Annotated in this window: 28 protein-coding genes; 9 read left to right on the top strand and 19 right to left on the bottom strand. The window is 62.9% G+C overall.

Annotation, left to right across the window (positions count from 1 at the left end):
• Nucleotides 1–42: 42 nt before the first annotated feature.
• The 5 genes from MEMAR_RS04615 to MEMAR_RS04595 all read right to left on the bottom strand — a co-directional run bounded on the left by MEMAR_RS04615 (nucleotide 43) and on the right by MEMAR_RS04595 (nucleotide 7,054).
• Nucleotides 43–1,812: a ribosome biogenesis/translation initiation ATPase RLI gene (locus MEMAR_RS04615; RefSeq protein WP_011843783.1), complete on the bottom strand. Its 1,770-nt coding sequence runs from the start codon at nucleotides 1,810–1,812 to the stop codon at nucleotides 43–45.
• Between the two features lie 6 nt (nucleotides 1,813–1,818).
• A complete protein-coding gene (locus MEMAR_RS04610; RefSeq protein WP_011843782.1) occupies nucleotides 1,819–2,181 on the bottom strand; it encodes an EMC6-like membrane protein in 363 nt (120 codons plus the stop codon).
• Between the two features lie 634 nt (nucleotides 2,182–2,815).
• Nucleotides 2,816–3,841 carry an mRNA surveillance protein pelota gene (locus MEMAR_RS04605; RefSeq protein ID WP_011843781.1) on the bottom strand — a complete coding sequence of 342 codons (1,026 nt, stop codon included), beginning with the start codon at nucleotides 3,839–3,841 and terminating at the stop codon, nucleotides 2,816–2,818.
• A complete protein-coding gene (gene rqcH, locus MEMAR_RS04600; RefSeq protein WP_011843780.1) occupies nucleotides 3,838–5,736 on the bottom strand; it encodes a ribosome rescue protein RqcH in 1,899 nt (632 codons plus the stop codon). The genes MEMAR_RS04605 and rqcH overlap by 4 nt, the downstream gene beginning before the upstream one ends.
• Nucleotides 5,737–6,304: 568 nt before the next feature.
• The gene (locus MEMAR_RS04595; protein ID WP_011843779.1) at nucleotides 6,305–7,054 is read right to left on the bottom strand and encodes a peptidylprolyl isomerase; all 750 of its coding nucleotides are present in this window, start codon (nucleotides 7,052–7,054) and stop codon (nucleotides 6,305–6,307) included.
• 140 nt (nucleotides 7,055–7,194) lie between these two features.
• Between MEMAR_RS04595 and MEMAR_RS04590 the strand changes: the two genes are divergently transcribed.
• Complete coding sequence (locus tag MEMAR_RS04590) at nucleotides 7,195–8,700, top strand: AAA family ATPase (RefSeq protein WP_143706322.1); 1,506 nt, start codon at nucleotides 7,195–7,197, stop codon at nucleotides 8,698–8,700.
• 40 nt (nucleotides 8,701–8,740) lie between these two features.
• On the top strand, nucleotides 8,741–9,271 hold the full coding sequence (cyaB, locus tag MEMAR_RS04585; protein WP_011843777.1) for a class IV adenylate cyclase: 531 nt from the start codon (nucleotides 8,741–8,743) through the stop codon (nucleotides 9,269–9,271).
• Here the strand turns inward: cyaB and MEMAR_RS04580 are convergent.
• Complete coding sequence (locus tag MEMAR_RS04580) at nucleotides 9,258–9,899, bottom strand: metallophosphoesterase family protein (RefSeq protein WP_011843776.1); 642 nt, start codon at nucleotides 9,897–9,899, stop codon at nucleotides 9,258–9,260. The two genes, cyaB and MEMAR_RS04580, sit on opposite strands and share 14 nt — an antisense overlap.
• A 3-nt stretch (nucleotides 9,900–9,902) precedes the next feature.
• Entirely contained in the window at nucleotides 9,903–11,012 is a 1,110-nt protein-coding gene (locus MEMAR_RS04575; RefSeq protein WP_011843775.1) for a TIGR04013 family B12-binding domain/radical SAM domain-containing protein, read from the bottom strand.
• Between the two features lie 174 nt (nucleotides 11,013–11,186).
• On the opposite strand from MEMAR_RS04575, the gene MEMAR_RS04570 reads away from it, so the two are divergent.
• The 5 genes from MEMAR_RS04570 (at nucleotide 11,187) to MEMAR_RS04550 (ending at nucleotide 15,454) form a co-directional block, all read left to right on the top strand.
• On the top strand, nucleotides 11,187–11,435 hold the full coding sequence (locus tag MEMAR_RS04570; protein WP_011843774.1) for a ChaB family protein: 249 nt from the start codon (nucleotides 11,187–11,189) through the stop codon (nucleotides 11,433–11,435).
• Between the two features lie 165 nt (nucleotides 11,436–11,600).
• Nucleotides 11,601–11,990, top strand: a complete 390-nt coding sequence (locus tag MEMAR_RS04565; protein ID WP_048063754.1) for a PRC-barrel domain-containing protein — start codon at nucleotides 11,601–11,603, stop codon at nucleotides 11,988–11,990.
• 279 nt (nucleotides 11,991–12,269) lie between these two features.
• Nucleotides 12,270–13,481 (top strand): phosphoglycerate kinase, encoded by a 1,212-nt coding sequence (locus tag MEMAR_RS04560; protein ID WP_011843772.1) that lies wholly within the window; start codon nucleotides 12,270–12,272, stop codon nucleotides 13,479–13,481.
• The gene (gene pfkA, locus MEMAR_RS04555; RefSeq protein ID WP_011843771.1) at nucleotides 13,478–14,449 is read left to right on the top strand and encodes a 6-phosphofructokinase; all 972 of its coding nucleotides are present in this window, start codon (nucleotides 13,478–13,480) and stop codon (nucleotides 14,447–14,449) included. The genes MEMAR_RS04560 and pfkA overlap by 4 nt, the downstream gene beginning before the upstream one ends.
• Nucleotides 14,450–14,704: 255 nt before the next feature.
• A complete protein-coding gene (locus MEMAR_RS04550) occupies nucleotides 14,705–15,454 on the top strand; it encodes an SDR family NAD(P)-dependent oxidoreductase (RefSeq protein ID WP_011843770.1) in 750 nt (249 codons plus the stop codon).
• A gap of 203 nt (nucleotides 15,455–15,657) precedes the next feature.
• Here MEMAR_RS04550 and MEMAR_RS04545 read toward each other — a convergent pair whose 3' ends face one another.
• Both MEMAR_RS04545 and MEMAR_RS04540 read right to left on the bottom strand, forming a co-directional pair.
• A complete protein-coding gene (locus MEMAR_RS04545; protein WP_011843769.1) occupies nucleotides 15,658–16,413 on the bottom strand; it encodes an SDR family oxidoreductase in 756 nt (251 codons plus the stop codon).
• Nucleotides 16,414–16,463: 50 nt separating this feature from the next.
• Entirely contained in the window at nucleotides 16,464–16,883 is a 420-nt protein-coding gene (locus MEMAR_RS04540) for a pyridoxamine 5'-phosphate oxidase (RefSeq protein ID WP_048063753.1), read from the bottom strand.
• Nucleotides 16,884–17,020: 137 nt separating this feature from the next.
• Between MEMAR_RS04540 and MEMAR_RS13340 the strand changes: the two genes are divergently transcribed.
• Nucleotides 17,021–17,143 (top strand): hypothetical protein, encoded by a 123-nt coding sequence (locus MEMAR_RS13340; protein ID WP_267312957.1) that lies wholly within the window; start codon nucleotides 17,021–17,023, stop codon nucleotides 17,141–17,143.
• An 83-nt stretch (nucleotides 17,144–17,226) separates the two neighbouring features.
• On the opposite strand, the gene MEMAR_RS04530 is transcribed toward MEMAR_RS13340, so the two are convergent.
• The 7 genes from MEMAR_RS04530 to MEMAR_RS04500 form a co-directional block, all read right to left on the bottom strand.
• Nucleotides 17,227–18,243 (bottom strand): TIGR03557 family F420-dependent LLM class oxidoreductase, encoded by a 1,017-nt coding sequence (locus MEMAR_RS04530; protein WP_011843766.1) that lies wholly within the window; start codon nucleotides 18,241–18,243, stop codon nucleotides 17,227–17,229.
• Between the two features lie 117 nt (nucleotides 18,244–18,360).
• A complete protein-coding gene (locus tag MEMAR_RS04525) occupies nucleotides 18,361–19,170 on the bottom strand; it encodes an ABC transporter ATP-binding protein (RefSeq protein WP_011843765.1) in 810 nt (269 codons plus the stop codon).
• Between the two features lie 96 nt (nucleotides 19,171–19,266).
• The gene (locus tag MEMAR_RS04520; RefSeq protein ID WP_011843764.1) at nucleotides 19,267–20,013 is read right to left on the bottom strand and encodes a DUF1673 family protein; all 747 of its coding nucleotides are present in this window, start codon (nucleotides 20,011–20,013) and stop codon (nucleotides 19,267–19,269) included.
• On the bottom strand, nucleotides 20,010–20,489 hold the full coding sequence (locus MEMAR_RS04515; protein ID WP_011843763.1) for a hypothetical protein: 480 nt from the start codon (nucleotides 20,487–20,489) through the stop codon (nucleotides 20,010–20,012). Before MEMAR_RS04515 ends, MEMAR_RS04520 begins: the two co-directional genes overlap by 4 nt.
• Nucleotides 20,486–21,178, bottom strand: coding sequence for a DUF1673 family protein (locus MEMAR_RS04510; protein ID WP_048063751.1), 693 nt, complete (start codon nucleotides 21,176–21,178; stop codon nucleotides 20,486–20,488). The genes MEMAR_RS04515 and MEMAR_RS04510 overlap by 4 nt, the downstream gene beginning before the upstream one ends.
• The gene (locus MEMAR_RS04505; protein WP_143706321.1) at nucleotides 21,175–21,780 is read right to left on the bottom strand and encodes a DUF1673 family protein; all 606 of its coding nucleotides are present in this window, start codon (nucleotides 21,778–21,780) and stop codon (nucleotides 21,175–21,177) included. The genes MEMAR_RS04510 and MEMAR_RS04505 overlap by 4 nt, the downstream gene beginning before the upstream one ends.
• Nucleotides 21,777–22,223: a hypothetical protein gene (locus MEMAR_RS04500; RefSeq protein WP_011843760.1), complete on the bottom strand. Its 447-nt coding sequence runs from the start codon at nucleotides 22,221–22,223 to the stop codon at nucleotides 21,777–21,779. The genes MEMAR_RS04505 and MEMAR_RS04500 overlap by 4 nt, the downstream gene beginning before the upstream one ends.
• 199 nt (nucleotides 22,224–22,422) lie before the next feature.
• On the opposite strand from MEMAR_RS04500, the gene MEMAR_RS04495 reads away from it, so the two are divergent.
• Nucleotides 22,423–23,199, top strand: coding sequence for a DUF169 domain-containing protein (locus MEMAR_RS04495; protein ID WP_011843759.1), 777 nt, complete (start codon nucleotides 22,423–22,425; stop codon nucleotides 23,197–23,199).
• Here the strand turns inward: MEMAR_RS04495 and MEMAR_RS04490 are convergent.
• The 3 genes from MEMAR_RS04490 to MEMAR_RS04480 all read right to left on the bottom strand — a co-directional run bounded on the left by MEMAR_RS04490 (nucleotide 23,185) and on the right by MEMAR_RS04480 (nucleotide 26,697).
• On the bottom strand, nucleotides 23,185–24,063 hold the full coding sequence (locus MEMAR_RS04490) for a hypothetical protein (protein ID WP_048063750.1): 879 nt from the start codon (nucleotides 24,061–24,063) through the stop codon (nucleotides 23,185–23,187). The genes MEMAR_RS04495 and MEMAR_RS04490 overlap by 15 nt on opposite strands.
• 23 nt (nucleotides 24,064–24,086) lie before the next feature.
• The gene (locus MEMAR_RS04485; RefSeq protein ID WP_011843758.1) at nucleotides 24,087–24,854 is read right to left on the bottom strand and encodes a dienelactone hydrolase family protein; all 768 of its coding nucleotides are present in this window, start codon (nucleotides 24,852–24,854) and stop codon (nucleotides 24,087–24,089) included.
• An 82-nt stretch (nucleotides 24,855–24,936) separates the two neighbouring features.
• Nucleotides 24,937–26,697, bottom strand: a complete 1,761-nt coding sequence (locus tag MEMAR_RS04480) for a dipeptidase (protein ID WP_245526651.1) — start codon at nucleotides 26,695–26,697, stop codon at nucleotides 24,937–24,939.
• Nucleotides 26,698–26,955 lie beyond the last annotated feature (258 nt).

The raw sequence follows: 26,955 nt of genomic DNA, 5'->3' as shown, positions 1-26,955 counted from the left end.
ATCGACGGCTCACGAAAAAAAGAGAATTTCCCACCCCGCCCATCACTTCGAGATCTCAGTATAGTAATACTCCCCGGCCGCGACCTGCTCCCGGTCCAGGAACGAGCCCGGTTTGTTGATCCGCGGCCTCCCGCTCTTGTCCCGGCGGAAAGTGATCCCGAGCGCCTCGAGGAACCGGTTCATGCCCGGCGCCATGTCGAACGGGCCGGCGGCCTTGCCATGCACCCCCGGCTCGCCCTCGAAGACCAGGATACGGTCGCTGATCATGTCGATGACGTAGATGTCGTGGTCGATCACGAGCGTGCTCGCGTCCCGCCCTTCGGCATGCTTCCTGATCATCCTTGAGATCTTCACCCGCTGCTCCACGTCGAGGTGGGCGCTCGGCTCGTCCAGGATGTAGAGGTCGGCGTCGCGCGAGAGGCAGATCGCTATCGCCACCCGCTGGAGTTCGCCGCCGGAAAGTGTGTTTATGGGCGCCTGGAGGAGCTGCGCGAGGGAGAGCGGCTCCAGGATCTCGTGCTGGTAGTATGATGTGTCGAACTTCGTCGTCGTCTGCCGGAGGACCTCTTCGACGGTCGCCTCCGTGTCGCCTTTGAGGTACTGCGGCTTGTAGGAGATCCGCACCCGGGTGTCCATCGCCCCGGTATCGGGTTCGAGCACCCCGGCAAGGAGCTGCGCGAAGGTGCTCTTCCCGATACCGTTCGCCCCGAGCACCCCGAGAACCTCGCCGCTCCGGATCTCCCCGCCGTCGACGATGAGCGAGAACTGCTCAAAGCCTTTCGTCATCGCCGGGAACTCAAGCAGCACCTCCCGCTCCGCGTCGGAAGCATGCGCCCGGGTATCGAACGTCACCGCGTACGTCCTGAACCTGACGTTCTCCTCCGGGAGGAACCCCTCCAGGTACTGGTTGATCCCCACCCGGACGCCTTTCGGGTGGGTGATGACACCGAAGACCGCCGGCTCTCCGTAGGCGATGTGCACGGTATCGGCAAGCATATCGAGGATGGCAAGGTCGTGCTCGACGATCACGACCGGCCGCTCCAGGGCGAGTTCCCGGATGAGGTTTGCGGCGGCCATCCGCTGGTAGACGTCGAGGTAGGGCGTGATCTCGTCGAGGAAGTAGAAGTCGGCGTCACGCGCAAGGCAGGCGGTGATCGCCACCCGCTGCAGCTCGCCGCCGGAGAGGGTCGCGATCGGCCGGTCGATGACCGCCCTGAGCGATAACCGGTCGATGTAGTAGTCGAGTTTGCCGCGCTCGTCGGTGGTCGCGAGAAGGTCGCGCACCGACCCGGTAAAGACCTTCGGGATCTGGTCGATGTACTGCGGTTTTACCGCGACCTTCACGTTCTTCTGCGAGAGCAGCTGGAGGTAGTCGAAGAGCTCGGTCCCCTGGTAGAGGTCGAGGACTTCCTTCCAGGAGACCTCTTCATCGGTTCTCCCCAGGTTCGGGACGAGCGTGCCCGAGAGGATCTTCACCGACGTGCTCTTGCCGATGCCGTTCGGCCCGAGGACGCCCGTGACCTTCCCCTCGACGGGGATCGGAAGGCCGTAGAGGACGAAGCCGTTCTGGCCGTAGCGGTGGGTCGGCTGGTCGAGCTGTTCGGGGAGGTTGACGATGTCGAGTGCCTGGAAGGGGCACTTCTTCACGCAGATACCGCACCCGACGCAGAGTTCCTCGGATATGACAGCGATCTGGTCCTCGCCGATGACGACGGTCTCGTCGCCGGTCCGGACGCGGGGGCAGTAGAGGATGCACTCGGTGCCGCACTTGGCAGGGTGACACCGATCACGGTGTACGACAGCAATACGCATGGGTGATCACAGAACGGTGGTAGTCAGGAGGATCGTCCAGGTCATGAACCAGAGCGCGAACGTCATGAAACTCTGGTAGAACCAGTCCTTTCCGGTCAACTCCATGTAGTCGAGCCGAAGGAGCATGAAGATGTGTTTCTGGAAGACGACGCCCGCCATCAGGAGAAGGATGCCGATGATGGCGTTCTGCTGGAGCCCGCTCACCGGGTCGGGGGTGCCGGAGAGGTAGAACGAGAGTCCTCCGGCGAGGATGCCCATGAAACAGGCTACTAACGTCCGCTTCATCCGATTCCTGTGCTCGACCTGTTTCTCGGCACGGGTCCGCGGTCGTGTCTTTTCGACCTCTGCTGCTACCGCATTATCGCTCATCGTGACACCAGTGTTGCGCCATTCCTGAAAGGGAAGTCCCTTCGGGGCGGCGGCCCGGCGGAGCAAACCGACTTCTGGCCACTTCCCGGGATTGACGGAATTACTACATTATTGGACGTTCTCCGGTTATAAAAGGTAGGTACCTCCTGCCCGACGGGGCAGGAGGGGCAGCGGAGCGGGTGATAGTAACGAGGTGCAGTGACGTAGAAAGGACCGCATCGCACTTGCGATGTTCGTCGAACTCCGGTCCGACGCACGTTACATGAGACGACGATACAGAGATAGCGTCACGATCTCACGCGAAGAACAACGTTTCGAAGAAATGGAGTTTGAGCACTCGAAGAGTGCGCAGGGGAGTCATATACTCATCTACTGAACTTCGCGTTCTTCGCGGCTTCGCGTGAGCTGGGAGAAGAGATAACGGTGGAGCCTCACGCGAAGAGCGCGAAGCCGCGAAGTGCGACTGGCCGAAGGGCAGGAGCGTGAGCACCGTCAGGTACGAAGTGCGACGTTCCGTAGGAACGGAGTTTGAGAAACCTGAAGGGTGCGACTGTTCAGAGAACCGGAGATCGAGAAACCCGAAGATTTTCGAGGAAGGAGGTCGAGCACCATCAGGTGCGAGGTGCGCCGCCTCTCACTCGATCTTATACCGCAAAAGCGCCGCGGCGCCCCCGATGGCATCAAGGCGCTCCCCGGGCTCGAACTCAGTGCTCAGCACCACGACCGTTGCGTTGACGCGCTCGGCCTGCTCGATGACGCCCGTAGCCTCATCGTCGCGGAGCAGGGTGTCGGCGACCAGCACCGTCTCCGCCGCACCGTAGGCAACCGCTTTGCGGACCTCGTCGATACCGTAGGCGACGGCGCCCTCGGTCGCGATCCTGACCAGGACCTCGTCCATCAGCGCGACCTCCCGTGCGAGGTGGAGGTCGCCGAGCAGCCGGTCAAGAATCCCCTGTCCGATGACCTCCTGCACGGCGCCCCGCCCGATGCGACGGGTCTCGACGGCGACCATCCGCCCGGCGAGGTCGGGGGCCCGGACCTTCACGTACTCCGCAAACTCGTCCTTCACGAACCCCGGGCCCGCGACGACGAGAGGCCCGGTGACCGCGGCGACCGTGTCAAGCGTTTTCTCAAAAAGCGCCGACCGGGTGCCGGTATCGGCACCCTTGCTGCTCCCGGCCGTGACGGTCGTCACCCACTCCGGGCCGAACTGGCGCAGCCGGTAGATCTGCGCCTCTCCTTCCTCGACGCTCACGACGTGAACCACGCCGTACGCGGAGGCGTCGACCGCGCGCCGGATCCGCTCACAGTCGACGGGCCGCCAGCGTTTGACAACCGAGATCTCGAACCCGGCTTCGACGTTCAGGGTGTGGTGTGCGGCAACGTCCACCCCGCTCTCGATGATGCCGGCGATCCGGAGACGGTTCGTGTGCTGGTGGAACTCCACCTTCTCAACCCAAATCCCAAGCCGCACCGGCCGTTTCTCGACCTTCTCCGGCCGGAGTTTGTCGGTCGCCGCCTCCACGCTCCGAAAGGTCGTCGCAAAGACGAGATCCCCGGGCCCAACCAGGTGGGAGAGGTGCCAGAGGTCGTCGAGCGTCTCCGGGAAGAGACGTATCTCGCCGAACTGTCTCTTCATCTCCCGGACTTCGGCCTTCATGATTCCACGATGTCGGAGCCCCCCGGCGGGACGAATGCGGCGACCGCCTCGGTGTTCAGGGCGTTCTTGAGCCCTTTCCACTCGTCCTCCGAGAGTTTCTCCCTGAGTGCCCGGACCACCTTCCTTGCGGTGTCGTTCGGTTCGAACTGCCCGGGACGGAGTTCCACCCACACTTTCGTACGCCCGGTGACGGCACCGGGCGGGCCACCGATGACGGCGACCTCAGGCGCCATCTGAAGGCCGATCGCCACGCCCAGGGGCGCGTTCCTGAAGTATTGCCGCTCGCCCCGGACGATGAAGGCGCCTCTCGCCACGTACTCGCCGGACTCGGCCGTCTTGCTCACCTGGTCGGGCCGGGCGGCGTAGACGTCCGCCGTGAAGTGCCCGGCCTTCCAGGCGTTGGAGTAGGACGCGGCGAACCGCACGGCCTCGTCCATGTGTTCAGTCGTGCCCTTCACGATGACGACGCTCCCGCCGTGGACGTCGGCGTGGACGAAGAGGTCGCCGCCTTCCATGTACTTCTTGACGAGTTCCTCGTTCTGGGAGGCGTCCCGGCCGCCGATGACAAGGGTGCCGTCGCTGGTGGTGAACCAGCGGAAGCGGTGATACCACCGCTTTTTCTGGAGGGGAAGGTTCCGCTTCGTCCGGGGCTTCTCGGGAACCGTCCGCTCCATGGCCGCGAGCGCGCCCGTCTTCTTCTTCTTGAACTTCTTGATCTGGTCGTAGTAGCGGCCGAGGTTCTGCTCGATCGTCTCGTGGACATAGATCTTCACCCGTTCCCCCGAGAGATCGACGTCAACCGCCGCGTCCGCGGGGTGAATCGCACGGACCATCTTTGCCGCAGGGTTATCGCCGTTCTCTTTGAGGATTTTCTCGATCTCCTGCCACGACCGGTTTTTGCTCGCCTCATCGAGCGTCGCTATGATCCCGGCAACAGCAGTGTAGTTCTCGTAGATCACCTCCACGATCCGCTGATTACGCTCGATCTTCTTCTCGAACCCTTTGATCGCCTCCGCCTGCCGCCGTCGGATCACCTCCGCCTGGGAGAGGCGGGGCTTCCCGGCCGCGGCCTCCTCCTTTCCGCCCACCGTCTTCGGGTAGAAGGCATCCAGCGCCTCGCTGAAGGTCGCAAACCGCTCGCGAACCTCGTCACCGGCAAGCACCACCGGCCAGCACCCGGACGCCGTTATCACCGGTTCACGGCGCTGCCCGACGTCGGCCATCAGCCGTTCGAGCGCCTCCCGAACCGCCTCCGCGTCCACCTCCGCGGCGGCAGCGCTCTTCTCGACGCCCACGATCCTGCAGACCTCTTCGGCATACGCGCCGCCGAGCATGCACCCGACGGCGAGCGTCCGGACGATGTCGCGGTCGGACTCTGCAAGCATCGACCCGAACGCCTCCGGCGAGAGAGACGAGCAGTCGGACCCTTCGAAGGCGTAGACCGCGCCCGGGACCACCTCCCGGGTCTTGAACCGGTGGTGCCAGAGGGGTTTGATGATCGTGTAGCCTTCGTCGCAGAGGACGGCGTTCCCCTCGTCGAAGAGCTCGAAGATGAGGTGGTAGGTCGTATCCCGCTTCCCGATGTCGAGGCTCATCGTGCGCTCGAGCCCGAGCTGGCGGATACCGAGCACCTTCCCGCCCTCGAGGTGCTTCCGGAGCAGCATCGCGAAACTCGGCGGGTTCTTTGGAGGCACAGGAAACTCTGCGGTGAAGTGGGCGCGCCGTCCCGTCTCGATGAGGAACAGGTACTTCGCCCGATCTTCACCGTTCAGCCTGATGCCGAGGGTCTTCGCGTCGAACTGGTAGATCTTGCCGACCCAGAGCGGGAGGCGATCGGCAGCTTCCGCTACCAGCGCACGAAGATCGACCCCGCTCATTCCCTGTAGTGTCGCCATTGATTCAGAATACATTCGGCCCGGTACCTAAAGAAGGGTACGGGCGGGTGACGCAGGTTCCTGATCTGGGGGGGAGCGGGTATCCGGGGTCAAGAGGATCGGCGACAAAATATTCATTGCACTCGGGGACCTGAAGACAGTCGTAGTTCGAACCCAAGGAACTCAGATGCTCCTGCTGTTGCGCATTCCCGGAAACGGATTTCCAGTGGATATCGCCACGCGGGGGAGGGGCTGACGGGGAGGGGGGAGCATCCCCCCTCCCCTGTCCCCACAGCGAAACCCTTCGGGTTTCTCGAACTCCTGCCGTTCCGGCAGTCGTTCCCCCCTTAGGGCGATACCCCCACGGTCCAGTGTACGGGGTTTTACCCTCGCTTCCAGGTGCTCAAACCCCTGGTGAGTGCTATAAGCGTGAAACGCAGATATGAGAACTCATTTCATGCTGCCGTCGGTCATAAACAAGCATCCCAGACAGGGGTGCCCGACAGCCCATGACACCTCGCACTCAGGGAGCATCTACAGGCGTAGAAAAGTCTTCAAAAAAAAGCAAAACCACAAGAGCGGAGGAGAATTACTCCTCGGACTCTTTCGTCTCTTCGGTCTCGGCGGGTTCGGCGGGCTCTTCGGCCTCAACGACCTCAGGCGCCGCCTCCGGCTCGGCCGGGCGGGAGATCGTCTCCTTCATGACGACGTCGTTGACGTCGGAGTAGTTCTCGAATATCTCGCGGACGAGGGTGCCCCGCCAGACCATCCACCGCCGGTCGTAGGTGATCGCGGGAGGGAGCTCCAGCTCGGCCGTGCCGTCGGCGATGGTGACGCCGATATCGGCTCTGCCCGAGAAGAGCTTGATGAGACCCTTGATCTGCTCCACCGGCTCCTCGACCTTCTCGAGGATCGCGTAGGAGTAGTTCAGGGTCTTCCCGGCAAGCGGGTGGTTGAAGTCGACGACCGCACGCCTTCCGATGACGTCGACGACGACGCCCTCGCGGCCCTCGACCTCGATCCGCATCCCCCTCTGCGGCTTCTCGCGGAACTGCGTGACCGGGACGGACTTTACGGCCCCATCCTCGTGCGCCCCGAACCCTTTCTCGGGCGGGACGTCGACCTCGCCCTCGGCGCCTACCTCTTTGCCAATCAGCTCGTCCTCAAGGCCGACGATGATGTGGTGGCTCCCCAGGCGGACGGTGACAGGACCGTACTCCGCCCGCGGGTTGTAGATCCCCTCTTCCTTTGCGTTCTCCTCATCCGTGGTATCGAAGATACTCTCACCGACACGGCCGGTGTACCTGAGCCTGATAAAATCTCCTTCCTGAAGTGCCATTCCATTCACCTTGAATAGCGGGTGCGTTGCGGACGCGGTACGCCTCCCGCACCTGCCCGCCGCATGCCTGCGTCTTGTTGTTCCATTTTATTTGGATGGAATGGTATTTATACTGTCTACCGGAACACCCCGGCAGGATCATGGACGAGATACAGCAGCAGGCCGGCGGGGTCTCGTACGCCCCCTCTCCTCCGGAGGAGTTCTGCGGCAGACGGGAGGAACTTGAGCGGATTTCCGCCGTTCTCTCGGCGGTGGGCGAGCACGGGCAGACGGTGATGATCTCCGGGCCGCCGGGCATCGGGAAGAGTTCGCTCCTGAACAGGCTCGCATACGAGGTGCAGGAACGCCCCGGCGGACAGCAGTCTCCTGTCCTCAGGGCGGAGGTCTTCGACCTCCCGGGGATGATCTTCTCTGCGTTCCGCGAGTTGTTGAACGACCTTCGGCGATCCTCGGCATCCGCAGGGTTTGGGGCCCTCTTTGATGCCGAGAGCATGAAAGAGGCTACCCGGTACGCCGACGACGTCTTCGAAAAATATGCCGCTCCGGTAGAGCCGGTCGGCCTGCTCCCGAAGGCCGGCGAGGAGATCGTCGGCGTCTTCGCCCGGTCACCCGAGGTCGGATACGACCGCGTATACCAGGCGTTCGAGGAACTGCTCAGGGAGCTCGGGAGACAGATGCGTATGGCCGGCCACGTTGCGGCGGTTCTCCTGGACGACGTTCATCTCGCCTCGAACCACGACCGGCGTCTCCTCCGGGACGTTGTGCACGACCTCCCGCCCGGCATCCTCCTCGCCTTCACCTGCCGGACGGAAGATGGCGCCGGTTCCGGATACGCGACGATGCAGGAGGAGATCCGGGATCTCGGCATCCACGAAGTGCAGTTATCCGGGATGCAGCGGCACGAGATCCGGGAACTCGGGGAGAGGCGGTTTCACCTCTCCATCGAGGATGCCGCCGCCGGCCTCCTCGAAGAGAGTGCAGGCGACCCGTTCCGTCTAATAGCCTGCTTCAACGCCCTGCGCAACCGGGGACTCGCACCGTCCCGGGAAAACGTCGCGGAAGTCATCGCCGGGGCAACAGATCCCGCGGGGCTTGTCTTTGCCGTGCTCCCCGAAGCCATGAAGGCATGGACGGAGGGACTCTGCATCTTAAACCCCCCGTTCCCCGTACCGATCATGGCCTGCATGCTCGACCTCCAGGGGGCGGGCGTGACGGCGATGGCAAACCGGCTGCAGGAGAGCGGCATGTTCCGAAAGCTTCCGGACGGTGAGTACGCCTTCGCGCACCCCCTCCTGCAGGGGCACTGCAGGCGGGAACTCCCGGAAGACGCACGAGTTGCGCTCAACGCCCGTGCGGCGGATTGCTTCGAGCGCTCCATGCACCGCCTCCCCGGCAGGCTGTACGTCCTTCTCTCGCTTGCCGGTCACCTCTTCCACGCGCGCGAGTACGGGAAAGCCGCCGACCTGAACCTGGAGATCGGGCTCCGGTTCCACCATCGCGAGGACCACGATACCGCCCTGATGCTCACGGAGCGGGCGGCGCTCTCCGCGGAACGGCTCGGAGACGACGCGCTCCTCGCCGCCGCAGAACGGCAGAGAGACCTGATCCGGCAGAAAACCTCCGGCCCGCCCGGGGTCGGGCGGTGAGGGTTTATCGTCGTTCCCGAGAGACGATCTGGGACCAGGCATGCTCGAAGTAGAAGCGAAATTTGCGGTCGGAGACCTGGAGAGCGTCAGGGCCGGGCTCGACCGGAAGGAAGTGCGGATGGAAAAAAGGCAACAGGAACGCGACGTCTACTACAACGCCCCCCACCGTGATTTCGGAGAGACGGACGAGGCATTAAGGGTCAGGTACGACGACACCGGGGTCACCGTGACCTACAAAGGCCCGAAGATCCGGGTCGGGAGCGCGAAGGCCCGCGAGGAGTTCAACCTCGCGGTCGCCGACGGAGAGACGCTCGAGGAGATCCTCTCCCGTCTCGGTTTCCGGCGTGCCGCCACTGTCTCGAAGATGCGGGAGTTCTACGAGATGGGGGACGTGACGGTCACGCTCGACGACGTCGAGGGGCTCGGGACGTTCGCCGAGATCGAGATCCTGACAGAAAAGGACAAAGAGGATGCCGCCGGCCGGATCGGGGCGATTGCAAAAGAATTGGGTGTAGACGGCCCACCGATCTACACCTCGTATCTGGAGATGCTGCTATTTAAACAGCAATAAGTTCTATATGGATATCTTTGGGCTCCTTCCCGAAACGGATGATAGCGCCGTAACCTTCTGAAGCAGGTCCGGGGTTGACGACCTTGACGCCGTCGACCTCGGTGATGCCCCGTGCCTCGTGGATGTGGGCACAGCAGACCAGATCGAACCGGGCCATGTGCTTTCGGATGCTCTGGCTGCCGACGTGGTTATCCTCGACGGTATCAAGCGCCTCGTACGGCGGGGCGTGGCAGAGCAGGACGTTGTGGACGTTTTTGTCCATGTGATTGGTTATCCGGGTGAGTTCTTTATCGATCTCCTCCTCCGTCAACTCGAACGGCGTGTCGAACGGAGTCTTGTTCGAACCGCCAAGACCCGCAAGCGTGATCTTGCCGAGCGCGATCCACGAGTTGTGCAGGCAGACCGCATCCGAGCGTTCGAGCACGTCGACGATCTCGCGGGGGTCGCAGTTTCCGGGGATTGCGAAACACGGCACCTCGAAGTTGGAGAGTACCGAATCTACAGGCTCAAGTGGACCGAAATTGGTGATGTCGCCTGCAATGATGACTGCATCGTAGTCGTAGCTGAGAAAAGCGTCAAGCTTTCCGAAGTTACCGTGCAGATCTGCTAGGAGTAGCACATCCGTCATGCTCTATAGATGAGAAGTGCGTCTAAAAAACCTTATCTCATGATCCATCCACGAGCCGGTTATTCTGCCGTCGAGCGCCAGTTTCCCGAGAACCTTTTTTGTCTCGGGGAGGAGCGGACGGGGGCGTGCATTCTGGAGAGGAGTCCCGGGTAGCGGCATGAAGTAGTGGATGTGCGCCTTCCCGCCCCGGGTGACCATCTTCACAAGGTCGAGCGTCGCGCGCTGATCGTCGTCGCTCTCGAACGGCAGTCCGAGGATGAAGTCGACGACCGGGACGAGGCCGTGCTCCCGGCAGAGGTCGAAGGCACGGACGACGTCCTCGACGGTATGCCCGCGGTGCAGGTGGCGCAGCACACGGTCGCTTCCCGACTGCGCCCCGAAGTGCAGGCGGGTGTTGGCGCAGGTGTCGAGGACGAGTTCGACCGACTGTTGCGAGATGCACTCCGGGCGCACCTCGCCGGGGAAGGTGCCGAAGTAGACCCGGCCTTTGAGGCTCCGGAGGAGACGCTCGACTTTGTCGAGACGGAGATGAACGCCGTCGGAGCCGTAGGCGAACGCGTTCGGGGTGACGAACCGGATATCCCGGTAGCGCGAGGCGTAACGGACGATCTCGTCGATGGAGCGGTGGCGCATGCACCGCCCGAAGAGGCGCGGCGTCTGGCAGTAGCCGCAGGAGAACGGGCATCCCCGGGTGATCTCGACGAACCCCTTGATCCGGGAGAACGGCGGGTAGCCGTCGAGGAGGACGGTGTGGCGGGCGGGCGTGTAACCGGCGGCGGTGGCGACCCCGGGAGGCGGATCTCTCCCTTCCTCGATGGCGGAGAGAAGCGCCGGGAGGGTGTACTCCCCCTCCCCGACGACGACGTAGTCGGCATACTCCGCCACCTCGCGGTAGCAGGCGGAGGCATGGGGGCCGCCGACGATCGTTATGCAGTCGGCTCCCACGATCTCGTCGCGGTAGATACGCTCGTTGATGGAGTTTATACTGTAGATGGTGATGTCGGGGAGCGGCCCGTCCGTCGCCTCGAGGTCGTATCCGTGCACCTCGCACGCGGCAGCGAGCGCGGCGAAGGAGTTGTTCGCCTGGGGGATGTGTCGCCAGTAGATTTTCATGACTGCAGCATTCCGGCCGTGCGGCGTGCGTTCACCGGGTTTCCCCGGCGATTCCGCCTGCACGGCATGTATCCTAACAGTCTCTCCGGGCACGGGATTAAGGTGACGACCTGCCGGGCCGGTACGTTTATCGTGAGGATGGGAGAGACGGAGCAGAACGGCTGGTGAGGTGCGATGCCGAAGTACGGACGGAACGAAGACCTGCCGCTACCGGTGAGAGAGGCGCTTCCCGAGCACGGCCAGGATATCTACCGCGAAGCGTTCAACAGCGCCTGGGAGCAGTACGCCGATCCCTCGGAGCGGCGAAACCCGGAAACGTCACGCGAGGAGGTTGCCCACAAGGTCGCCTGGGCGGCGGTGGAGCACGTCTACGAGAAGGGGCCGGGCGGTGAATGGCGACAAAAAGAGGAGGCGAAGCATTAGGTCGCGCTCCGGGCAACGCTGTCTCCGGGCCTGCCCTGGAAAACGCTCCTGCGGCACCACATATCTGCACACCATTATATTTCAATAACAATTAAATATCCCCGGCCTGTATTCACCCTCTTGCCGTGGGACAGGACGTTCCACAATTATGGAGACGTGATACACATGAGAGGAACTGCTACAGAGATGCAGACACGGAGCATTATCCGGGGGAAGGATATTGAGGATTATTCGGTCAGGAACCCGCAGGGCGAAGATCTCGGGACGATCAAGGACGTCGTGATCGATACAGGCGAAGGCTGCATCGCCTATGCCGCCCTCTCGTTCGGGGGGCTCATGGGGCTCGGCGACAAACTCTTCGCCGTCCCCTGGGAGGCCCTGCAGTACAACGCGACCGACGACACCTTCGTCCTTGACGTGCCAAAAGAGCGGCTGGAGAATGCGCCGGGCTTCGACAAGGACAACTGGCCGACGACCGCCGAACGCACCTGGCTCACCGGGATGTACAGCCACTACGGCTACACGCCCTACTGGGAACGCCGCATGGAGCAGTGAACCTGCTGAAAAGATCGGGGATTCGACCAACCGCCGGCCCCAGCCGGGAACCGGGGCCGGCGACACTTTTCGGGGCGGATTGATCGACATCGTCGCCTTTGCCGCACGGGCCCGCGTTGCGGGTGACGCTGCGAACACTATATATGCCAGGGCACGCATGCACTGCGAACCGTAATCCGGTGGAGAACGAAAGACAGGAAGAGCCGGAGGGAGGCGCGGCCGCCCGCACACGCGGCATGGAAACCCTCTCGTTCTCCGCTGCTCCGGGGGTATGCCGGTATGCAGAACGTGATACCAAGACAGAAGAAGACAGTCCAGGAGATCGACGTGCGGGGCAAACGGGTGCTCGTCCGTGCCGACTTCAACGTGCCGCTCGATGAGGAAGGGGCAATCGCCGACGACACCCGTATTCGGGCCAGCCTGCCGACGATAAATTACCTCTGCGAGCGAGGGGCGCGGGTCATCCTCTGCTCCCACCTGGATCGGCCGAAAGGCGAGATCGTTGAGCGGTTACGCCTCGCCCTCGTGGCAAACCGGCTCTCCGCGCTGCTCGGCCGGCCGGTCGTCGCGCTCCGGGACTGCATCGGGCCGGAGGTGGAGAGCGCGGTCGCGGCGATGAGCGACGGGGATATCGTTCTCCTCGAGAACCTCAGGTTCCACCCGGAGGAGCGGGCTGACGACCCCTCTTTTTCAGAAAAACTCGCCGACCTTGCCGAGGTCTACGTCAACGACGCCTTCGGGGCCTCTCACCGGTCCCACGCATCGGTCGTGGGCGTCCCACAGCACCTGCCGGCGGTGGCAGGGCTCCTCCTGGAGCGAGAGGTCAGCGCGTTTACGCGCATCCTGCAGGATCCCGAACGGCCGTTTGCCGCGGTGATCGGGGGGGCAAAGGTGAGCGACAAACTGGGGGTCCTCGATAACGTCATCTCCCGGGTGGACCTCCTTCTCATCGGGGGAGGCATGGCGGCGACGTTTCTTGCGAGCCGGGGCTACCCGACCGGCGCGTCGCACGTCGAGACCGATCGCCTGGACGACGTCAGAAGGGTCGAGGAGAACGCTGCGAAACGTGGCGTCCGCCTCGTCCTGCCCCGGGACGTCGTCGTCGCGGAGAGGCCGGAAACGGGCGCCCCGACCCGGGTTGTGCCCGCGACGGAGGTCCCGGACGGCCAGGTCATCGCCGATATCGGGCCGGAGGCTGCCGACGAGTTCTCCCGGGAACTCGGCGGTGCGCGAACCGTCGTCTGGAACGGCCCCGTGGGGGTCTTCGAGGTCCCGGAGTTTGCGGAAGGGACCCGCCGGGTCGCCGCGGCCCTCGCCAACCTTCGCGGCACCACGGTCATCGGCGGCGGTTCGACCACGGATGCGGTGCAACGGTTCGGACTTGCCGACGAGATGACCCACGTCTCGACGGGCGGGGGAGCCGCCCTCGCCATGCTTGCGGGTAAGCCGCTCCCGGGTTTTGAGGCGCTCGACGATGCAGGGACACCATGAAGCGCATCGGTATCCTGACGAGCGGGGGCGATGCTCCCGGAATGAACGCCTGCATCCGGGCGGCGGTGCGCACCGCGCTCGCGAACGACCTTGCCGTCGTCGGGATACGCCGGGGGTATACCGGGCTCATTGCCGGCGACGCGGTGCCGCTCGACCGCTCGGCGATCCGTAACACCATCCACCTGGGCGGCACCATCCTCGAGACCTCCCGGAACCAGGACTTTTACACCCGGGAAGGCCGGCTTCGGGCGGCCGCGGCCATCGACCGGATGGGGCTTGACGGCATCGTCCTGATCGGCGGCGAGGGAACGTTTCACGGCGCAAGCCTGCTTGCTGCGGATGCGGATACGGCGGCGCTCGTGGGGGTCCCGGCGAGCATCGATAACGACGTTTACGGGACCGACTACTGCATCGGGTTCGATACGGCGGCGAACTGTGCGGTCGAGGCGATCGACCGCATCCGCGATACCGCCCGGTCGCACGACCGCCTCTTCTTCATCGAGGTGATGGGGCGGACGGCCGGGTTCCTGGCGCTCGAGAGCGGCATCGCCGGCGGCGCCGAGGAACTGGTCATCCCGGAAGAAGAGGTCTCGGTCGCCCGGATCAGCGATCGCATCGAGAGGGGGTTTACCATCGGCAAAAAGAGCGCGATCGTGGTGGTGGCGGAGGGAAAGACGCCGGGAATCTCTTTTTCGATCGCACGGGAGGTCGGCGAGCGCCTCAACTTCGAATCCCGCGTCGTCGTCCTCGGCCACCTCCAGCGGGGCGGGCCGCCGACGCTGCGCGACCGGGTGCTCGGGAGCCTCCTCGGTTTTGCCGCCGTCGAGGCGCTGATGGAGGGCCGGAGCGGGTGCATGGTGGGAGAGATCGGCGGGAACCTCACGTACACTCCGCTTGAGGAAACCTGGCAGAAAAAGAAACCGCTCGATAAGGACCTGCGGCGGATATTCCCGTTCCTCTCGGAGTAGGGGAGCAGACGCTGCCCGAACCCCGGGGTGGATGGGGCGGCAGACGGATCGATTATCATATAAATTGTTGAGGGGATGGTAGCCATGGCGCGCTCGAACGCGCGAGCATCATCGAGAAGATCGCCCCGCTCTTAATCGACCTTAACATCAGGAACAAGCGCCATTTCGGTGGCATCCGGATCGCCTACCTCGACAAGGGTCAGGAGCGCGTCTGCCAGCACCGTCATTCGAACAGAACGTCAAGGAGGAACCATTATGGGAAGAATGGAAAACAAAGTTTGTGTTATCACCGGATCCACCAGCGGTATCGGTGAAGCCTGCGCGAAGGACATGGCAGCCGAGGGCGGCAAGGTCGTTGTCTCCGGCCGGAACGAGAAAGAGGGCGCCAGGATCGTTAACGAGATAAAAGAAGCGGGTGGAGAGGTGATATTCATCCGGGCGGACGTCACCGTCGAAGACGATGTCAGGAACCTCGTCGCGAAGACCGTCGAGGCCTTCGGGAGACTGGACGTCTTCGTCGCCAACTCCGGCGTCGGCAGCCTGGGCGACCCTCACGAAGTAGAGACGGAAGAATGGGACAGGGTTCTTGACGTGAACCTGAAGGGAATCTTCCTCTGTGACAAGTACGCTGTCCAGCAGATGTTGAAACAGGGTCAGGGAGGGGCCATCGTGAATACCGGATCCATACATAGTTTTGTCGCCAAGCAGGGCGTCACAGCATACGGCGCCGCCAAAGGGGGCGTCGCGATGCTGACCCGGACGCTCGGCACCAGTTACGCGGCGCAGGGGATCCGTGCGAATTTTGTTGCACCCGGGTATATAGACACGCCCCTGCTCGCGGCCCTTCCGCGGGAAGCCTACGAGGAACTGAAAAAACTGCACCCGATCGGGCGCCTGGGCCGGCCGATGGAGGTCGCGAAGGCCGTCACGTTCCTGGCGAGCGATGATGCGTCGAACATAACCGGAACCAGCCTGCTCGTCGACGGCGGGTACACTGCAGTGTAGTCACCCACGGGCCCGGGCAGGGCCTTCGGGCGAATCGTTGAATCCGGGGAACCTGGAGAGGATCCCCCGGATGCCTCTCTTCACAGTGCGATCTGACCCGTACTGTGGAGTCGTTTGATATGCACTGCTCGGCCCGTTCTCCCGCCGAAGGACGTGAGGTATTCGTCCTGCCCCCGTTTTCCGGGCAGAGCACGATAACCGGGTCAGTAAGCAGTCCAGCCGGCATCGGCGACTACCGTCGCCCCGTTCACGAAGCCAGCCTCATCCGAGACGAGAAAGAGGGCCACTGATGCAATCTCTTCGGCCTCCCCCATTCGCGGGTTGGTGCCCATACCCGCCATACATACGGCCGCACCTCCCTCGTTTGCTTCCTGGCCGGCGCCAATCTCTGTCCTGACGGCGCCGGGGGCGATGATGTTCGACCGGATGCCTTTTTTCGCATACATGTATGCAACGTTCTTCGCGAGGCCGATCACGCCGTGTTTCGACGCCGTATACGCCGGCCCGGCACGGGATCCCTGGAGCCCGCCGACTGATGCGATGGTGACGAACGAGCCGCCGCCGGCCTTCTCCATCTCCGGGATCGCGGCGCGGAACATCCGCATCGGCCCCGTCAGGTTGACGTCGATGACCGCGTTCCAGAGATCGTCGTCGAGCTCGGCAACCGGAACGAACCGATCCAGCAGCCCGGCGTTGTTGACGACGATGTCGAGTTTGCCGAACTCCCGGACGGTCGTCTTCACCACGTTCTCGACATCCTCATCACGGGTCACGTCTCCGGCAACGGCGATGGCCTTTCCGCCGCCGGCGGCGATCCGGTCGACAAGACTCTGCAGCCGCTCTTTCCGCCGCGCAATCACGACGACGGAAGCGCCTTCCTCTGCAAAACGTTCTGCGATTGCGGCTCCCATCCCGGAGCTTGCCCCGGTGACGATGGCAACCTTATTTTCCAGTCTCATGAGAAGCACCTTGAGGTTACGCGGAGGGGCACGGCCCCCCGGCAGAGAGGTCAGATAGACTTCTCCCAGCCCTGGCCCATATCAATGAGGGGGCGGATTTCAGTGACCTCGAACGTCACCGTGGCGTGGATCATCGCCGCCGCATCCTCACCCGCGACCTTGGCGACCTGTTTCTTGTAGGTCTCCAGCGTCTCCCCGGAAGTTGCATACTCCTTCATCTTCAGGTAGACCCGGAGCCCTTTCCAGTCCATGATCGTCTCTCCCTGCTCCACGATCGTGTAGACGGCGTTCGGGTTCTCCTGCAGGTATTCAAACGTGCGGTTCTCCCCGAGCCCCATGACGACGGTCTTCTCGTCGAGCATCATCGGCGAGCCGAAGATTGCCGCATCGACCTTTCCCTCTTTGTTTGCGCTGCTGAGAAGACCAATCCTCGGCTGTTTGTTGAAGTAGTCCATCAGTTTTGATACCACAGTTCTTTCCTCCTGTTGATCCCGGAATCATCGCTTCTGCTTAAAATGGTATGGGTGATGGAGGCCCCTGCAGAGGGCATCCTCACCTCATCATCACAGACGAGGGCATCGAATCCGGAGGGGCAGACCGGATAGGAATGCCAGATGTTGCAGGTGGGTCTGCCGGAGTCGGAGCGGCGCTCGGGATGAACGCGGGACTGATGCGTGCCGGGCTGCCCGGCGGGGTTGCGGGCACCGCAGTCGGTGCGATCATCGGGTGATACCTCGGAGAAAGGGCACGCCGGTAGCACTGCCTGGCCCTGGACATGGCAGCGACCGTAAAAAAGATTCACCGGCCTCCGGCTCACCGCGCAGGGCCGGGTACCATCCTGCCCCCGGACTCAGGCCGCGGGGGCTTGATCCCGAACTCGGGCAGGATGACGTCGTGCGCGAGGTTGATGAACTCTTTCTGCTCCGGGCCGACCTGGTGAAGCAGGATGCTGTCGTAACCCATATCGACGAATTTGCCCACCTTCTCTATGATCTTCTGCGGGTCGGGGCCGCAGAGGACGTTCTTTGCAACATCGTTCGGTGTCACCATCTGCTGCAACTGCTCGAAGTGCGTCGGGGTGGGGACGATCCAGTTCAGCTCCCCCTTGTTCGCTGCCACGGGGAACCACTCGTATGCCGTGCGCTTCGCCTCCTCAACGCTTCGGCCATAGCAGACCACGGTCTCGATCATGCACGATTTGCCCTCGCCGCCTGAAGCGCGGAACGTCTCGATGACCTCCTCGGGCTTCTGCTCGAAGTGGATGAGCGCGTCACCGATCTCGCCGGCCACCTCTGCCGAGATCGGCCCTTCCGCCGAGATGCGGATCTGGGGGAGTTCCCGCGGCAGTTCGTAGATCTGCGCGTTATCGAGGGTGTAGTAGACGCCGGAGTAGTCCTGCATCCCGCCCCTCCAGAGCAGCCGGATGATCTTCACCGCTTCCCGGAGCATATCGAGCCGCACCGGCTCGGATGTCGGAAAAACGCCGCTGACGACGTGTTCGTTCAGGCTCTCGCCCGTCCCGAGCCCGAGTTCGAACCTCCCCGGCATCATCGTGGCGGCGGTTGCGGCGGCCTGCGCGACGATCGCCGGGTGGTAACGTATCAGCGGGCAGGTCACGCCGGTGGAGACCCTGACCCGCGAGGTGGCCTGCGATACCCCGCCGATGGTGCACCAGGCAAACCCGGCGCGCCCGTGGTTCGAGATCCACGGGAGGTAGTGATCGCTGATGCTCAGAAACGAGAACCCGGCATCCTCGGCCAGTCTTGCGTTCTTCACCAGTTCGGGCGCACTGTGCGACTCGGTGAAGAGTTTGTAGCCAATCTCGACCATGTTTCTCTCTCCTCTCGGATTCCCCCACACGTTGGTGCCGGGGTATAGGCGGCGGGAGAGATCGTCACCGGCCTTAAGCGTTGTGTCGATTGGAAAAATGAGGTTTCAGGGGGTCTTTCAGTAGCCCGTCGCGTAGTAGTAGCCGTCCTCCTCCCGGACGCGGACCGGGACGCGGAAGAGGTCGCCGACGGCCCCGTCGGTCAGGACTTCCGCCTTTTCGCCGTCCATCCGGACGGCGCCGTCCCGCATCAGGACGACCCGGGAGATCTCGGGAATGATATCGGGGAGGTTGTGGGTCACCAGGATGATGCCGGTGCCTGATTGGGCGATCTTCCGGAGGGTCTTACGGAAGGTGTGGAGCGCGTGCAGATCAAGGCTGTTCGTGGGCTCGTCGAGGACGAGGGTGCCGGGGTCGTGGACAAGCGCCCGCCCGATCAGGAGCCTGCGTGCCTCGCCAGAGGAGATCTCCGTCATCGGGCGGTCGGCGAGGTGCGCGACCTCGAGGAACTCGAGGATCTCGTCGGTCTTCTGCTCCATCGCGTCCGTCACCTCGTGGGAGAGGAAGAGCCCGATGCTCGAGAAGAACCCCGAGAGCACGACCTCGCGGCCCGATATGCTCCGGGTGAAGGTCTGCTGGAGGTCGCCGGAGACAAGCCCGATGTGGGACCGGAGATCGAAGGCGTCCCACCGGTTCTGCCCCCGGAACCGGAACGTGACGTCCCCGCCCGGCGAGGAGGGGTAGTACTCGCGGGTGATCGCCCGGATGAGCGACGACTTCCCGGCACCGTTCGGGCCGAGGATGGCGATATGCTCCCCCTCGCGGATCGTGAGCGATACCGCATCAAGGAGTCTGTGGCCGTCCCGGACGACGCTGACGTTTCGGAACTCGACGAGCGGCGGGGAAGAAAGGTGGGCACTGCTGGTCATGCCGGCTGCTCCGTCGGGTGGGGTCTGCGATACGGGGGGCTCATTGAATCTTACCGTTCTGTATGTTGGACGGTTCTCCTCAAAAGGTATGCCCCGTCATCGTGGGGAACCGAGCAGCGCTGCAACCCTCTCCGGGTCGTCCGCATAGATCTGGAGGAACCCGGCGGGCTCCAGCCTCACCCAGACGCGGCCGGGATACCGCAGACCGGCCAGGGCACGATAGAGCAACTCCAGCATGAATGCCATCCAGCCGACCGCCAGAAGAACCTGAAAGCCAAGATAGGGATCAGCGACCGAGTCGCCAGGATAGCGCATCAACCAGTTCCCTACGCCGGCAAAGAATATCGCTGCAGTCATGAGTACCAGGAGCAGCGCGGACGCCCAGCGGGGTATAGAGAGGTAGGGTCGTTTCACCTCGACCGACCTGATCGTATCCATTCCAAAGACGAGGGGCCGGGTATGCGATCTCCGGACGATGACGGAATTCCCGGAGAATTCTATCATGGTTCGGTAGGGATCGAGGTAGATGCGCCATGCGGCCCACGCCAGAAGGGAAACGGCCAGGAAGGTAAAGATGAGCCCTGGCCACAGGGAGGGGATCAGGACGGATATCACGAAGAGGAGGAGGAAAACGAGGACGGCAAACGGCATCAGCACAAAGAAGCGAGGACTGGTGTACTCCACGAACACGTCCTCCACCACCTCCCGGCTGCCGGCCGCCGCCGTCCCGAACCCGACCTCGCCGACCGGCGCGGCGTACCGCCGCCGACCGGTGCCGGCCGCTGCCGCGTTCGGGCACCAGCCCATCCACCGGCGTATCGCTTCAGCGAGTTTCAGCGTCATGCGGATGCCTCCCCGGCGAAGTTTGCGCGGTAGATCTCTTTCCGGTGGAAGAGGTAGATCGCCATGATGATGATCCCGCCGACAAGCGTCGCTGCTCCCCAGGTCAGCGGCTGCCAGGTGACGATATCGCCAAACAGCGTCTCCTTCTCGAATTTTTCCCCGGCACGGATGCTCTGCGCGTCATAATATACGGCGACGGCGGAGAGGAGGATGAGGATCGGGAGGAACTCACGGTCGTACACGACCGGGAGGAGCCAGGCCAGGGCAATGAGGATCAGCAGCATGTTGTCCTGGTAGCCGCTCCGATCGCCGCCTGCGGTGCCGGCGGGCTCCGGGCCGGGGTCTGGCTCCGGCTTCTTTCCCTGCCACGCATCCCCGTAGCCCGCTTCCGCGCTCGTGCGCCGGACGGGCCTGACGGCGTCGGCGTTCGGGCACCAGCCGAGTTTCTTCCTGAGATACTCCATAAAGACCGTCATCCGGCCACCCCCAGCGTTCGGGCCATCCGTTCGGGGTCACCGGTGTAGATTGCGGCGATCTTCTTCTCCGTCGTTATCGTCAGGATTTGCGGGTAATGTGTCCTCACGTAGGTGCGGTAGAAGATCACGGGGAAGAAGATCGCAGCGCCAAGCCCGGAGATAAACCGCATGGAGGTCGGATTTGAGAGTCCATAGTATATACCGCCGGCCGCCGATAGGAAGATCATCGCCAGTGCCCCCATAAGGAGCCAGTAAGGGATGGGGAGTTTGTTCTCCTTCACTTCCACTTTCACGACGGCGTCCTTCGGGATGACGATGGGCCGAAAGAGCGGTCGCGTGATGGTAATCGTGTCCGGGGTGACCTCGACACGGGCTCTTCGCATGACTCCATAGATCTCCATACCGGAGTAAGCCAGTATGATGACCAGCACAAAAAGGCCCACAGCAGGTGCCATAACGAAGAGGCATCCAATGAGGAGAGCGGCGGCAACAGGCAGAATGAAGAGCTTTCCCGGAGTTCCGATCGGGCCGTAGTCCACAAGGGCGCCCTCCACCACATCCCGGTTGCCTTCTCTCGCCATACCGACCTCGCCGTCAGGAGCGGCATACTGCCGCCGGCTGGTGCTGACCATTGCCGCGTTCGGGCACCAGCCCATCCATCTCCGTATCGTCTCGGAGAACTTCATCATACGCGTTCACCCTCCGTTGCCGTATCCAGGGTATACACCGACCCCCACTCCGCGATCATGATCGCCTTGTACCGGCGCTCCCAGAGGATCGTGAGGCCGTACCAGATCCAGCAGATGAGACACATGCCCAGCATGAGCCCGAGAATCCGGTCGAACATCCCGCCCAGAACAAAATACGCCATACCGGCGGCGAGGAGAACGGAGGCCACCGGCACCCTCAGGTACTGGACAATGCGCTGTCTCCGGGTCATGTTGTCCCTGTGGAACTCGCCGGCGGCAACCCGCGCATACCGGGAGCGGTAACTGAGCAGAGAGCCGAGGAGCGCTCCTACCCCGACGGCAAGACCCGTCCACATGGCAAGGTGCCCTGAAGCATCCTCGAACAGGATAACGAGCGCCGCTGTCGCCGCCGAGAAGGCTATTGCCGCGACCAGCAGCTGGTTGTGGTGGAGTCGCCACCACCCGGGCTCGGTCCGGGGGACGCAGTCACGCCCGCCCGCCGCTACGGCCGTCGTCGACCGTACCTTGAGATCCGCCCGCATCGACGCCTGCAGGGGGCACCAGCCCAGGTATGCGCGTATCGTCTCCATAAGAGGCATCATATCATCTCCCGGAGTTTCGCAAAGAGTTCGTCGGCCAACCGTGTCGGATCGTCGGTCTTTTCAAGCGTGATCCCCAGTTCGTCCGCGTAGCCCCAGAGGAGCTCGATGCACCGGGCGTACCGGGGGCATGTGCCGCAGTCGCCCTCGTGCTCGTACCAGACCTGCACCCCGTGGTCTGCCGAGACGAAGACGATCGCAGCCGCATTGAAGGGGACGGAACGGCCGAAGAGGACGCCTTTTTCCGCGTTCAGGCGCTCGACCTCGATCTGGTTCGCCTGCGCCATCTCGAGAAGCGTCTCTTCGACCTTGCGGTCCATGGCAAGCAGCGCCTTCGAGACCGCCTGGCGGGATATGCGGAAGCGGTCCGCGATCTGGATGTTTACAAGACCGCCGCGGCGGAGTTTCCAGAACGCAAACTGCCTGTCGTTTAAGGGGAGAGGCATGCGTCAACAGTCGAAGGTTGACAATATATACATTTCGATCTTTCCCGCCGATCCGGCTCGTGTGCGGTTCCCCGCAGCCGGATAGCGCCCTGGCCACACCCCACTTCCCTGACCGGATGGTGACAGGCCGCCGGCTGTATGCTCCCCGACCGGGAGACGGATCAGAATATTAATCCCCGGTGCCCCGGAACAGGGCCATATGGACACAGCACTGCGCGACGCCTACATCCGGCTCCACGAGAACTACTTCCCGGGGACGGACCTCCCGATCGCCTTCGAGGTCGGGGGTCCGACCGACGGGGTGGAGGAGGCCCCCGCCCCGAAAGGCTGGAGGTGCTTCGTCTGCGACCTTACGAAGGTACGGAACGGCAAAAGCCTCGCCTTCTCAGAAGACTCCATCGGGTGCCGCGGGGGGAGGTTCTACCTCGGCTACGACGCCGAACGGTTCCCCGACTTCCGCTACTTCCTCTCCTACGGAAAGCCCGGCGAGATGGAGGGGGAGCGCTACAAGCAGACGCCGGAGATCGTGGACGAACTCGACCGGGGGACCACCCGGATTCCGACGAAGGGCAAGGAGATCGTCTTCAAGCGCTGGGACAACCTCACGGAGGCCGACAACCCGGACGCCGTCGTCTTCTTCGCCCGGCCGGAGGTGCTCTCCGGTCTCTTCACGCTTGCAAACTTCGACCGGGCCGACCCGAACGGCGTCATCTCTCCCTTCGGCGCCGGGTGCAGCTCGGTCTTTTACTTCCCGTGGCTCGAGCAGCAGAACGAGAATCCACGAGCGGTGCTCGGGATGTTCGACCCCTCGGCACGGCCCTGCGTCCCGCCGGACGTCCTGACGATGGCCTTCCCCATGAAGAAGTTTACAAAGGTGGTCGGCTTCATGGAGGAGAGTTTCCTCATCACGGGGTCCTGGGAGAAGGTGATGAAGAAGATCGAGCGGAGCGACAGACTGTATTCACCTAAAAAATGACCGGGTAGTGGAGATCACCCGAGCGTCCGGTCGAAAACTCCGCATGTTCTCCAGCTCCTGCTGGGCGCTTATTGGAAACACCAGTCGCCGGTCGAAAATGCTGCGCATTTTCTCCAGCTCCTGCTGGGCGCTTGTCGGAAACACCAGTCGCCGGTCGAAAATGCTGCGCATTTTCTCCAACTCCTGCCGGGCGCTTGTCGGAAACACCAGTCGCCGGTCGAAAATGCTGCGCATTTTCTCCAGCTCCTGCTGGGCGCTTGTCGGAAACACCAGTCGCCGGTCGAAAATGCTCCGCATTTTCTCCAACTCCTGCTGGGCGCTTGTTGGAAACACCAGTCGCCGGTCGAAAATGCTCCGCATTTTCTCCAGCTCCTGCTGGGCGCTTGTCGGAAACACCAGTCGTCGGTCGAAAATGCTGCGCATTTTCTCCAACTCCTGCTGGGCGCTTGTTGGAAACACCAGTCGTCGGTCGAAAATGCTGCGCATTTTCTCCAGCTCCTGCTGGGCGCTTGTTGGAAACACCAGTCGCCGGTCGAAAATGCTGCGCATTTTCTCCAACTCCTGCTGGGCGCTTGTCGGAAACACCAGTCGCCGGTCGAAAATGCTCCGCATTTTCTCCAGCTCCTGCTGGGCGCTTGTCGGAAACACCAGTCGCCGGTCGAAAATGCTCCGCACTCTCTCCAGCTCCTGCCGGGCGCTTGTCGGAAACACCAGTCGCCGGTCGAAAATGCTGCGCATTTTCTCCAGCTCCTGCTGGGTGCTTGTTGGAAACACCAGTCGCCGGTCGAAAATGCTCCGCACTCTCTCCAGCTCCTGCCGGGCGCTTGTCGGAAACACCAGTCGCCGGTCGAAAATGCTGCGCATTTTCTCCAACTCCTGCCGGGCGCTTACGCGCCCGCCAGTCGCTGATTGAAAAACCCCGCCATCTCCTCATACGCGCTCTCTGCGACGGGCGTCTCCACCAGCTCCCCGTCCTCGCCGATCATGAACCCGTGCGGCTCGCCCTGGTAGACCTTGAGCTCGAAGTACTTCCCGGCCGCATCGAGGTCGGTCGCATACCGGTAGATATCGGCCACCGGGCTCGCCTCATCCGCCGTGCCGTGGATGATCAGCATCGGGCCGGTGATGTTCTCGACGAACTCCGCCGGGGGAGTCCCGTTCGCCTGCCCCCCGGAGTAGGGGAAGCCGTACCAGGCGACACCCGCACTGAACTCCTCGATCCGGGGCAGGAAGAGCATCGTGTAGCGCCCGCCCGCGCAGAACCCCGTCAGGCCGATGCTGCTTGAGTTAACTTCGGGCCGGGTTTCGAGGTACGCGACCGTATCCCTGACCAGCGCCTCCGTCACGTTGTCCGCCGGCGCCTCTTCGAAGGTCTGCCACTCCGGGGCGATGACGACGAACCCCTCTGTCGCCAGGCGGTCGACCATGACCTGGTAACCGGGCTCCAGGCCGTTGAAGGAGTGGATCAACACCACGGCCGGATACGGGCCGCCGTCCTCGGGCGTCGTGATGTAGGCCGGATAACTCTGGCCGCCGCTCTGGATAGTCACCGTCGTTCCGTTCCGCATCCCGGCAGTCCCGACGTCGACGGCGCTCACACCGCCGGCGAGGAGGAGCAGGAATACGGCCGCTGCAAGCAGAATCACATTTTTCATAGGTTTCCCCCCGTTCCAGGGTGCACCCTCATCCTGCTCACGTCATATAACGGTGACGCCCGATCGGCAAAAAAAAGGGCGATCAGATGAGTTCCCGGATGTCCGCAAACGTCGCGTTCAACGGAACCCGGACAGTGTTGCCGGTATAGTTCAGCCCGTCGGTCGCGCGGAGTTCCTCAAGCGGGTAGACCCGCGGCCCGTACTGGTACCCGGTCTCGTTCAGCCACCACGCCGGATACCCGGGCTCCTCGACCGCCTCCGTCGCCGGGTCGGTGATGAGGCCGTTCGAGTACTTGACGATCAGCGTGCCCGACAGATCGTGCCACTCATCGATGATCTCGTCGCCCCGGGTGACCGTGAAGTCCGTGAGGAGACGTGCCGCCCCTTCCTCGTCGCCGGCAGCGATGAGTTCGGCCGCCTCTCTGTCGGTCTCCTGCACGAGGGCTATGGACCCGGCCTCGATCTCGCCCTGCTTTGCGGTGATTTCGTCTATCATCGCGTCGTAGCGGAGCATGGCCCAGTTCGTTACAAGGTCGAACGTCCAGTAGGCGGTACTGCTATCATATGTTAACCGGTCGCCGGTCGCGTACGCGGCTGATACGTTCGTTGCGCCCGCGTAGAACGGTGCATAGACCGTCTCGTACGCGACCGCCGGACCGAACCAGAGCACGCCTCCCACCGGGTCGGGGAGGGAGGAGCGAGCCTGGGCGACGTAACTGTAACTGCAGAAGACCGCCGAGACCGGCCGCGGATTCGCCCCGGCACGGACCTCCATGTACGACGCGTTCTGGAAGTTCGTGTGGGCGTCGTCGGGCCCTAAGTAGCGGTACGGGTTCCCGAACGGCCCAGCGGCCTCGCCGGTCGAGAGGTCGAACCCGGTTCCTTCGTAATGGTCCCGGAAGAGCGAGAACGCCCCGGTCAGGTTGACCTTCTCGTCGGGCGTGATGGTGAACGGGTACGCCTTCGTGTACGAGTTCTCGACGTACGGGCTCAGGTTGAGCGACGGGGCGAGCCGGTCCTGGATGCGCCAGACCCGCATCAGCGAGTAGTAGGGATGCGCATACTCGCCGTAGCTGACGGCCTCGAGCCAGTCGAGGGTGCCGTCCGCAGGGGACCAGACCCCCGCATCTTCGAGTTTGCTGAAGAGATCGGTCGAGTAAATCGGGTCGGGGTTTCCGGGAACGACCTCACGGATCCTGAACTCGTTTGCCGCGACGAAGACCTCTCCGTCGGGGATCTTCTGTGCGACCCAGAGGCCCCCGCCGTCCTCCTCATCGAGGCTCGAGCACATCTCGATGACCCACGCCTCCTCCGGGTCGGCGAAGACGAGCGTCTCGCCGGTTCCGTAGTAGCCGTAGGTGTCGATCAGGCCGCCGACCAGTTCAACCGCCTCACGTGCTTTCGTGCACCGCTCGAGTGCCACGTTCGAGAGCTCCGAGGAGTAAAAGATCCGCTTTCCTTCGGCTGCACTGAGCTCGACCTTCGCGTATTCGGTGCATTCGGCGGAGAGGAGCTGGTGTTCGTTCATCATACCGTACGAACCGGTGTAGTAGGCGTAGGTGTGCGGCACCTGGTCGATATACCCGAGAATCAGACCCGAATCACCACTGTCCTCGCCTCCCGCCGCATCCGAACCGCTGTCGGGATCGAAGAAGACCGCCCTCTTCTCTCCGGGCGCATGGTTCGCCGCGGGGACGTAGAGTATGCTGATGTCGTCGATGTTTCTCCAGTCTTTCCCGACACCGTCGTTCGTATGCCCGACATACATCGATCCGTCTTCGGATGCACCCGGCGTTATCGCAAAGACGGTGCATGCCGCTGCATTCGATACCAGCAGGAGCACGGCGAACAGACAGAGGCAACTTTGGAGAAAATGAGCTATACCGATACGCTTTCGCATGAAGGAAAAAGGCAACGCAGATTAAAAAACATAGCGAATTTATCGTCGTATTCGGTGCCGCTTCCGGAAAAAACGATCACCTCAACCCAATATTATTCACCTACAACCCTCCCGGCGCCTGCTCTCGAACGGACGATTCCGACCGGCAGTTTACGAGGACACGGTAACGGATTAAGAGTATTAAGAGGCCGAAATGATCCT

Source organism: Methanoculleus marisnigri JR1, from assembly GCF_000015825.1.
GTDB lineage: Archaea > Halobacteriota > Methanomicrobia > Methanomicrobiales > Methanoculleaceae > Methanoculleus > Methanoculleus marisnigri.
This window is presented reverse-complemented; position numbering and strand designations above follow the sequence as displayed.

Coding starts and splice junctions, on each gene's coding strand:
- MEMAR_RS04615 (WP_011843783.1), bottom strand. CDS start 1,812: ATGCGTATTGCTGTCGTACACCGTGATCGGTGTCACCCTGCCAAGTGC.
- MEMAR_RS04610 (WP_011843782.1), bottom strand. CDS start 2,181: ATGAGCGATAATGCGGTAGCAGCAGAGGTCGAAAAGACACGACCGCGG.
- MEMAR_RS04605 (WP_011843781.1), bottom strand. CDS start 3,841: ATGAAGGCCGAAGTCCGGGAGATGAAGAGACAGTTCGGCGAGATACGT.
- rqcH (WP_011843780.1), bottom strand. CDS start 5,736: ATGGCGACACTACAGGGAATGAGCGGGGTCGATCTTCGTGCGCTGGTA.
- MEMAR_RS04595 (WP_011843779.1), bottom strand. CDS start 7,054: ATGGCACTTCAGGAAGGAGATTTTATCAGGCTCAGGTACACCGGCCGT.
- MEMAR_RS04590 (WP_143706322.1), top strand. CDS start 7,195: ATGGACGAGATACAGCAGCAGGCCGGCGGGGTCTCGTACGCCCCCTCT.
- cyaB (WP_011843777.1), top strand. CDS start 8,741: ATGCTCGAAGTAGAAGCGAAATTTGCGGTCGGAGACCTGGAGAGCGTC.
- MEMAR_RS04580 (WP_011843776.1), bottom strand. CDS start 9,899: ATGACGGATGTGCTACTCCTAGCAGATCTGCACGGTAACTTCGGAAAG.
- MEMAR_RS04575 (WP_011843775.1), bottom strand. CDS start 11,012: ATGAAAATCTACTGGCGACACATCCCCCAGGCGAACAACTCCTTCGCC.
- MEMAR_RS04570 (WP_011843774.1), top strand. CDS start 11,187: ATGCCGAAGTACGGACGGAACGAAGACCTGCCGCTACCGGTGAGAGAG.
- MEMAR_RS04565 (WP_048063754.1), top strand. CDS start 11,601: ATGAGAGGAACTGCTACAGAGATGCAGACACGGAGCATTATCCGGGGG.
- MEMAR_RS04560 (WP_011843772.1), top strand. CDS start 12,270: ATGCAGAACGTGATACCAAGACAGAAGAAGACAGTCCAGGAGATCGAC.
- pfkA (WP_011843771.1), top strand. CDS start 13,478: ATGAAGCGCATCGGTATCCTGACGAGCGGGGGCGATGCTCCCGGAATG.
- MEMAR_RS04550 (WP_011843770.1), top strand. CDS start 14,705: ATGGGAAGAATGGAAAACAAAGTTTGTGTTATCACCGGATCCACCAGC.
- MEMAR_RS04545 (WP_011843769.1), bottom strand. CDS start 16,413: ATGAGACTGGAAAATAAGGTTGCCATCGTCACCGGGGCAAGCTCCGGG.
- MEMAR_RS13340 (WP_267312957.1), top strand. CDS start 17,021: ATGCCAGATGTTGCAGGTGGGTCTGCCGGAGTCGGAGCGGCGCTCGGG.
- MEMAR_RS04530 (WP_011843766.1), bottom strand. CDS start 18,243: ATGGTCGAGATTGGCTACAAACTCTTCACCGAGTCGCACAGTGCGCCC.
- MEMAR_RS04525 (WP_011843765.1), bottom strand. CDS start 19,170: ATGACCAGCAGTGCCCACCTTTCTTCCCCGCCGCTCGTCGAGTTCCGA.
- MEMAR_RS04520 (WP_011843764.1), bottom strand. CDS start 20,013: ATGACGCTGAAACTCGCTGAAGCGATACGCCGGTGGATGGGCTGGTGC.
- MEMAR_RS04515 (WP_011843763.1), bottom strand. CDS start 20,489: ATGACGGTCTTTATGGAGTATCTCAGGAAGAAACTCGGCTGGTGCCCG.
- MEMAR_RS04510 (WP_048063751.1), bottom strand. CDS start 21,178: ATGATGAAGTTCTCCGAGACGATACGGAGATGGATGGGCTGGTGCCCG.
- MEMAR_RS04505 (WP_143706321.1), bottom strand. CDS start 21,780: ATGATGCCTCTTATGGAGACGATACGCGCATACCTGGGCTGGTGCCCC.
- MEMAR_RS04500 (WP_011843760.1), bottom strand. CDS start 22,223: ATGCCTCTCCCCTTAAACGACAGGCAGTTTGCGTTCTGGAAACTCCGC.
- MEMAR_RS04495 (WP_011843759.1), top strand. CDS start 22,423: ATGGACACAGCACTGCGCGACGCCTACATCCGGCTCCACGAGAACTAC.
- MEMAR_RS04490 (WP_048063750.1), bottom strand. CDS start 24,063: ATGCGCAGCATTTTCGACCGGCGACTGGTGTTTCCGACAAGCGCCCGG.
- MEMAR_RS04485 (WP_011843758.1), bottom strand. CDS start 24,854: ATGAAAAATGTGATTCTGCTTGCAGCGGCCGTATTCCTGCTCCTCCTC.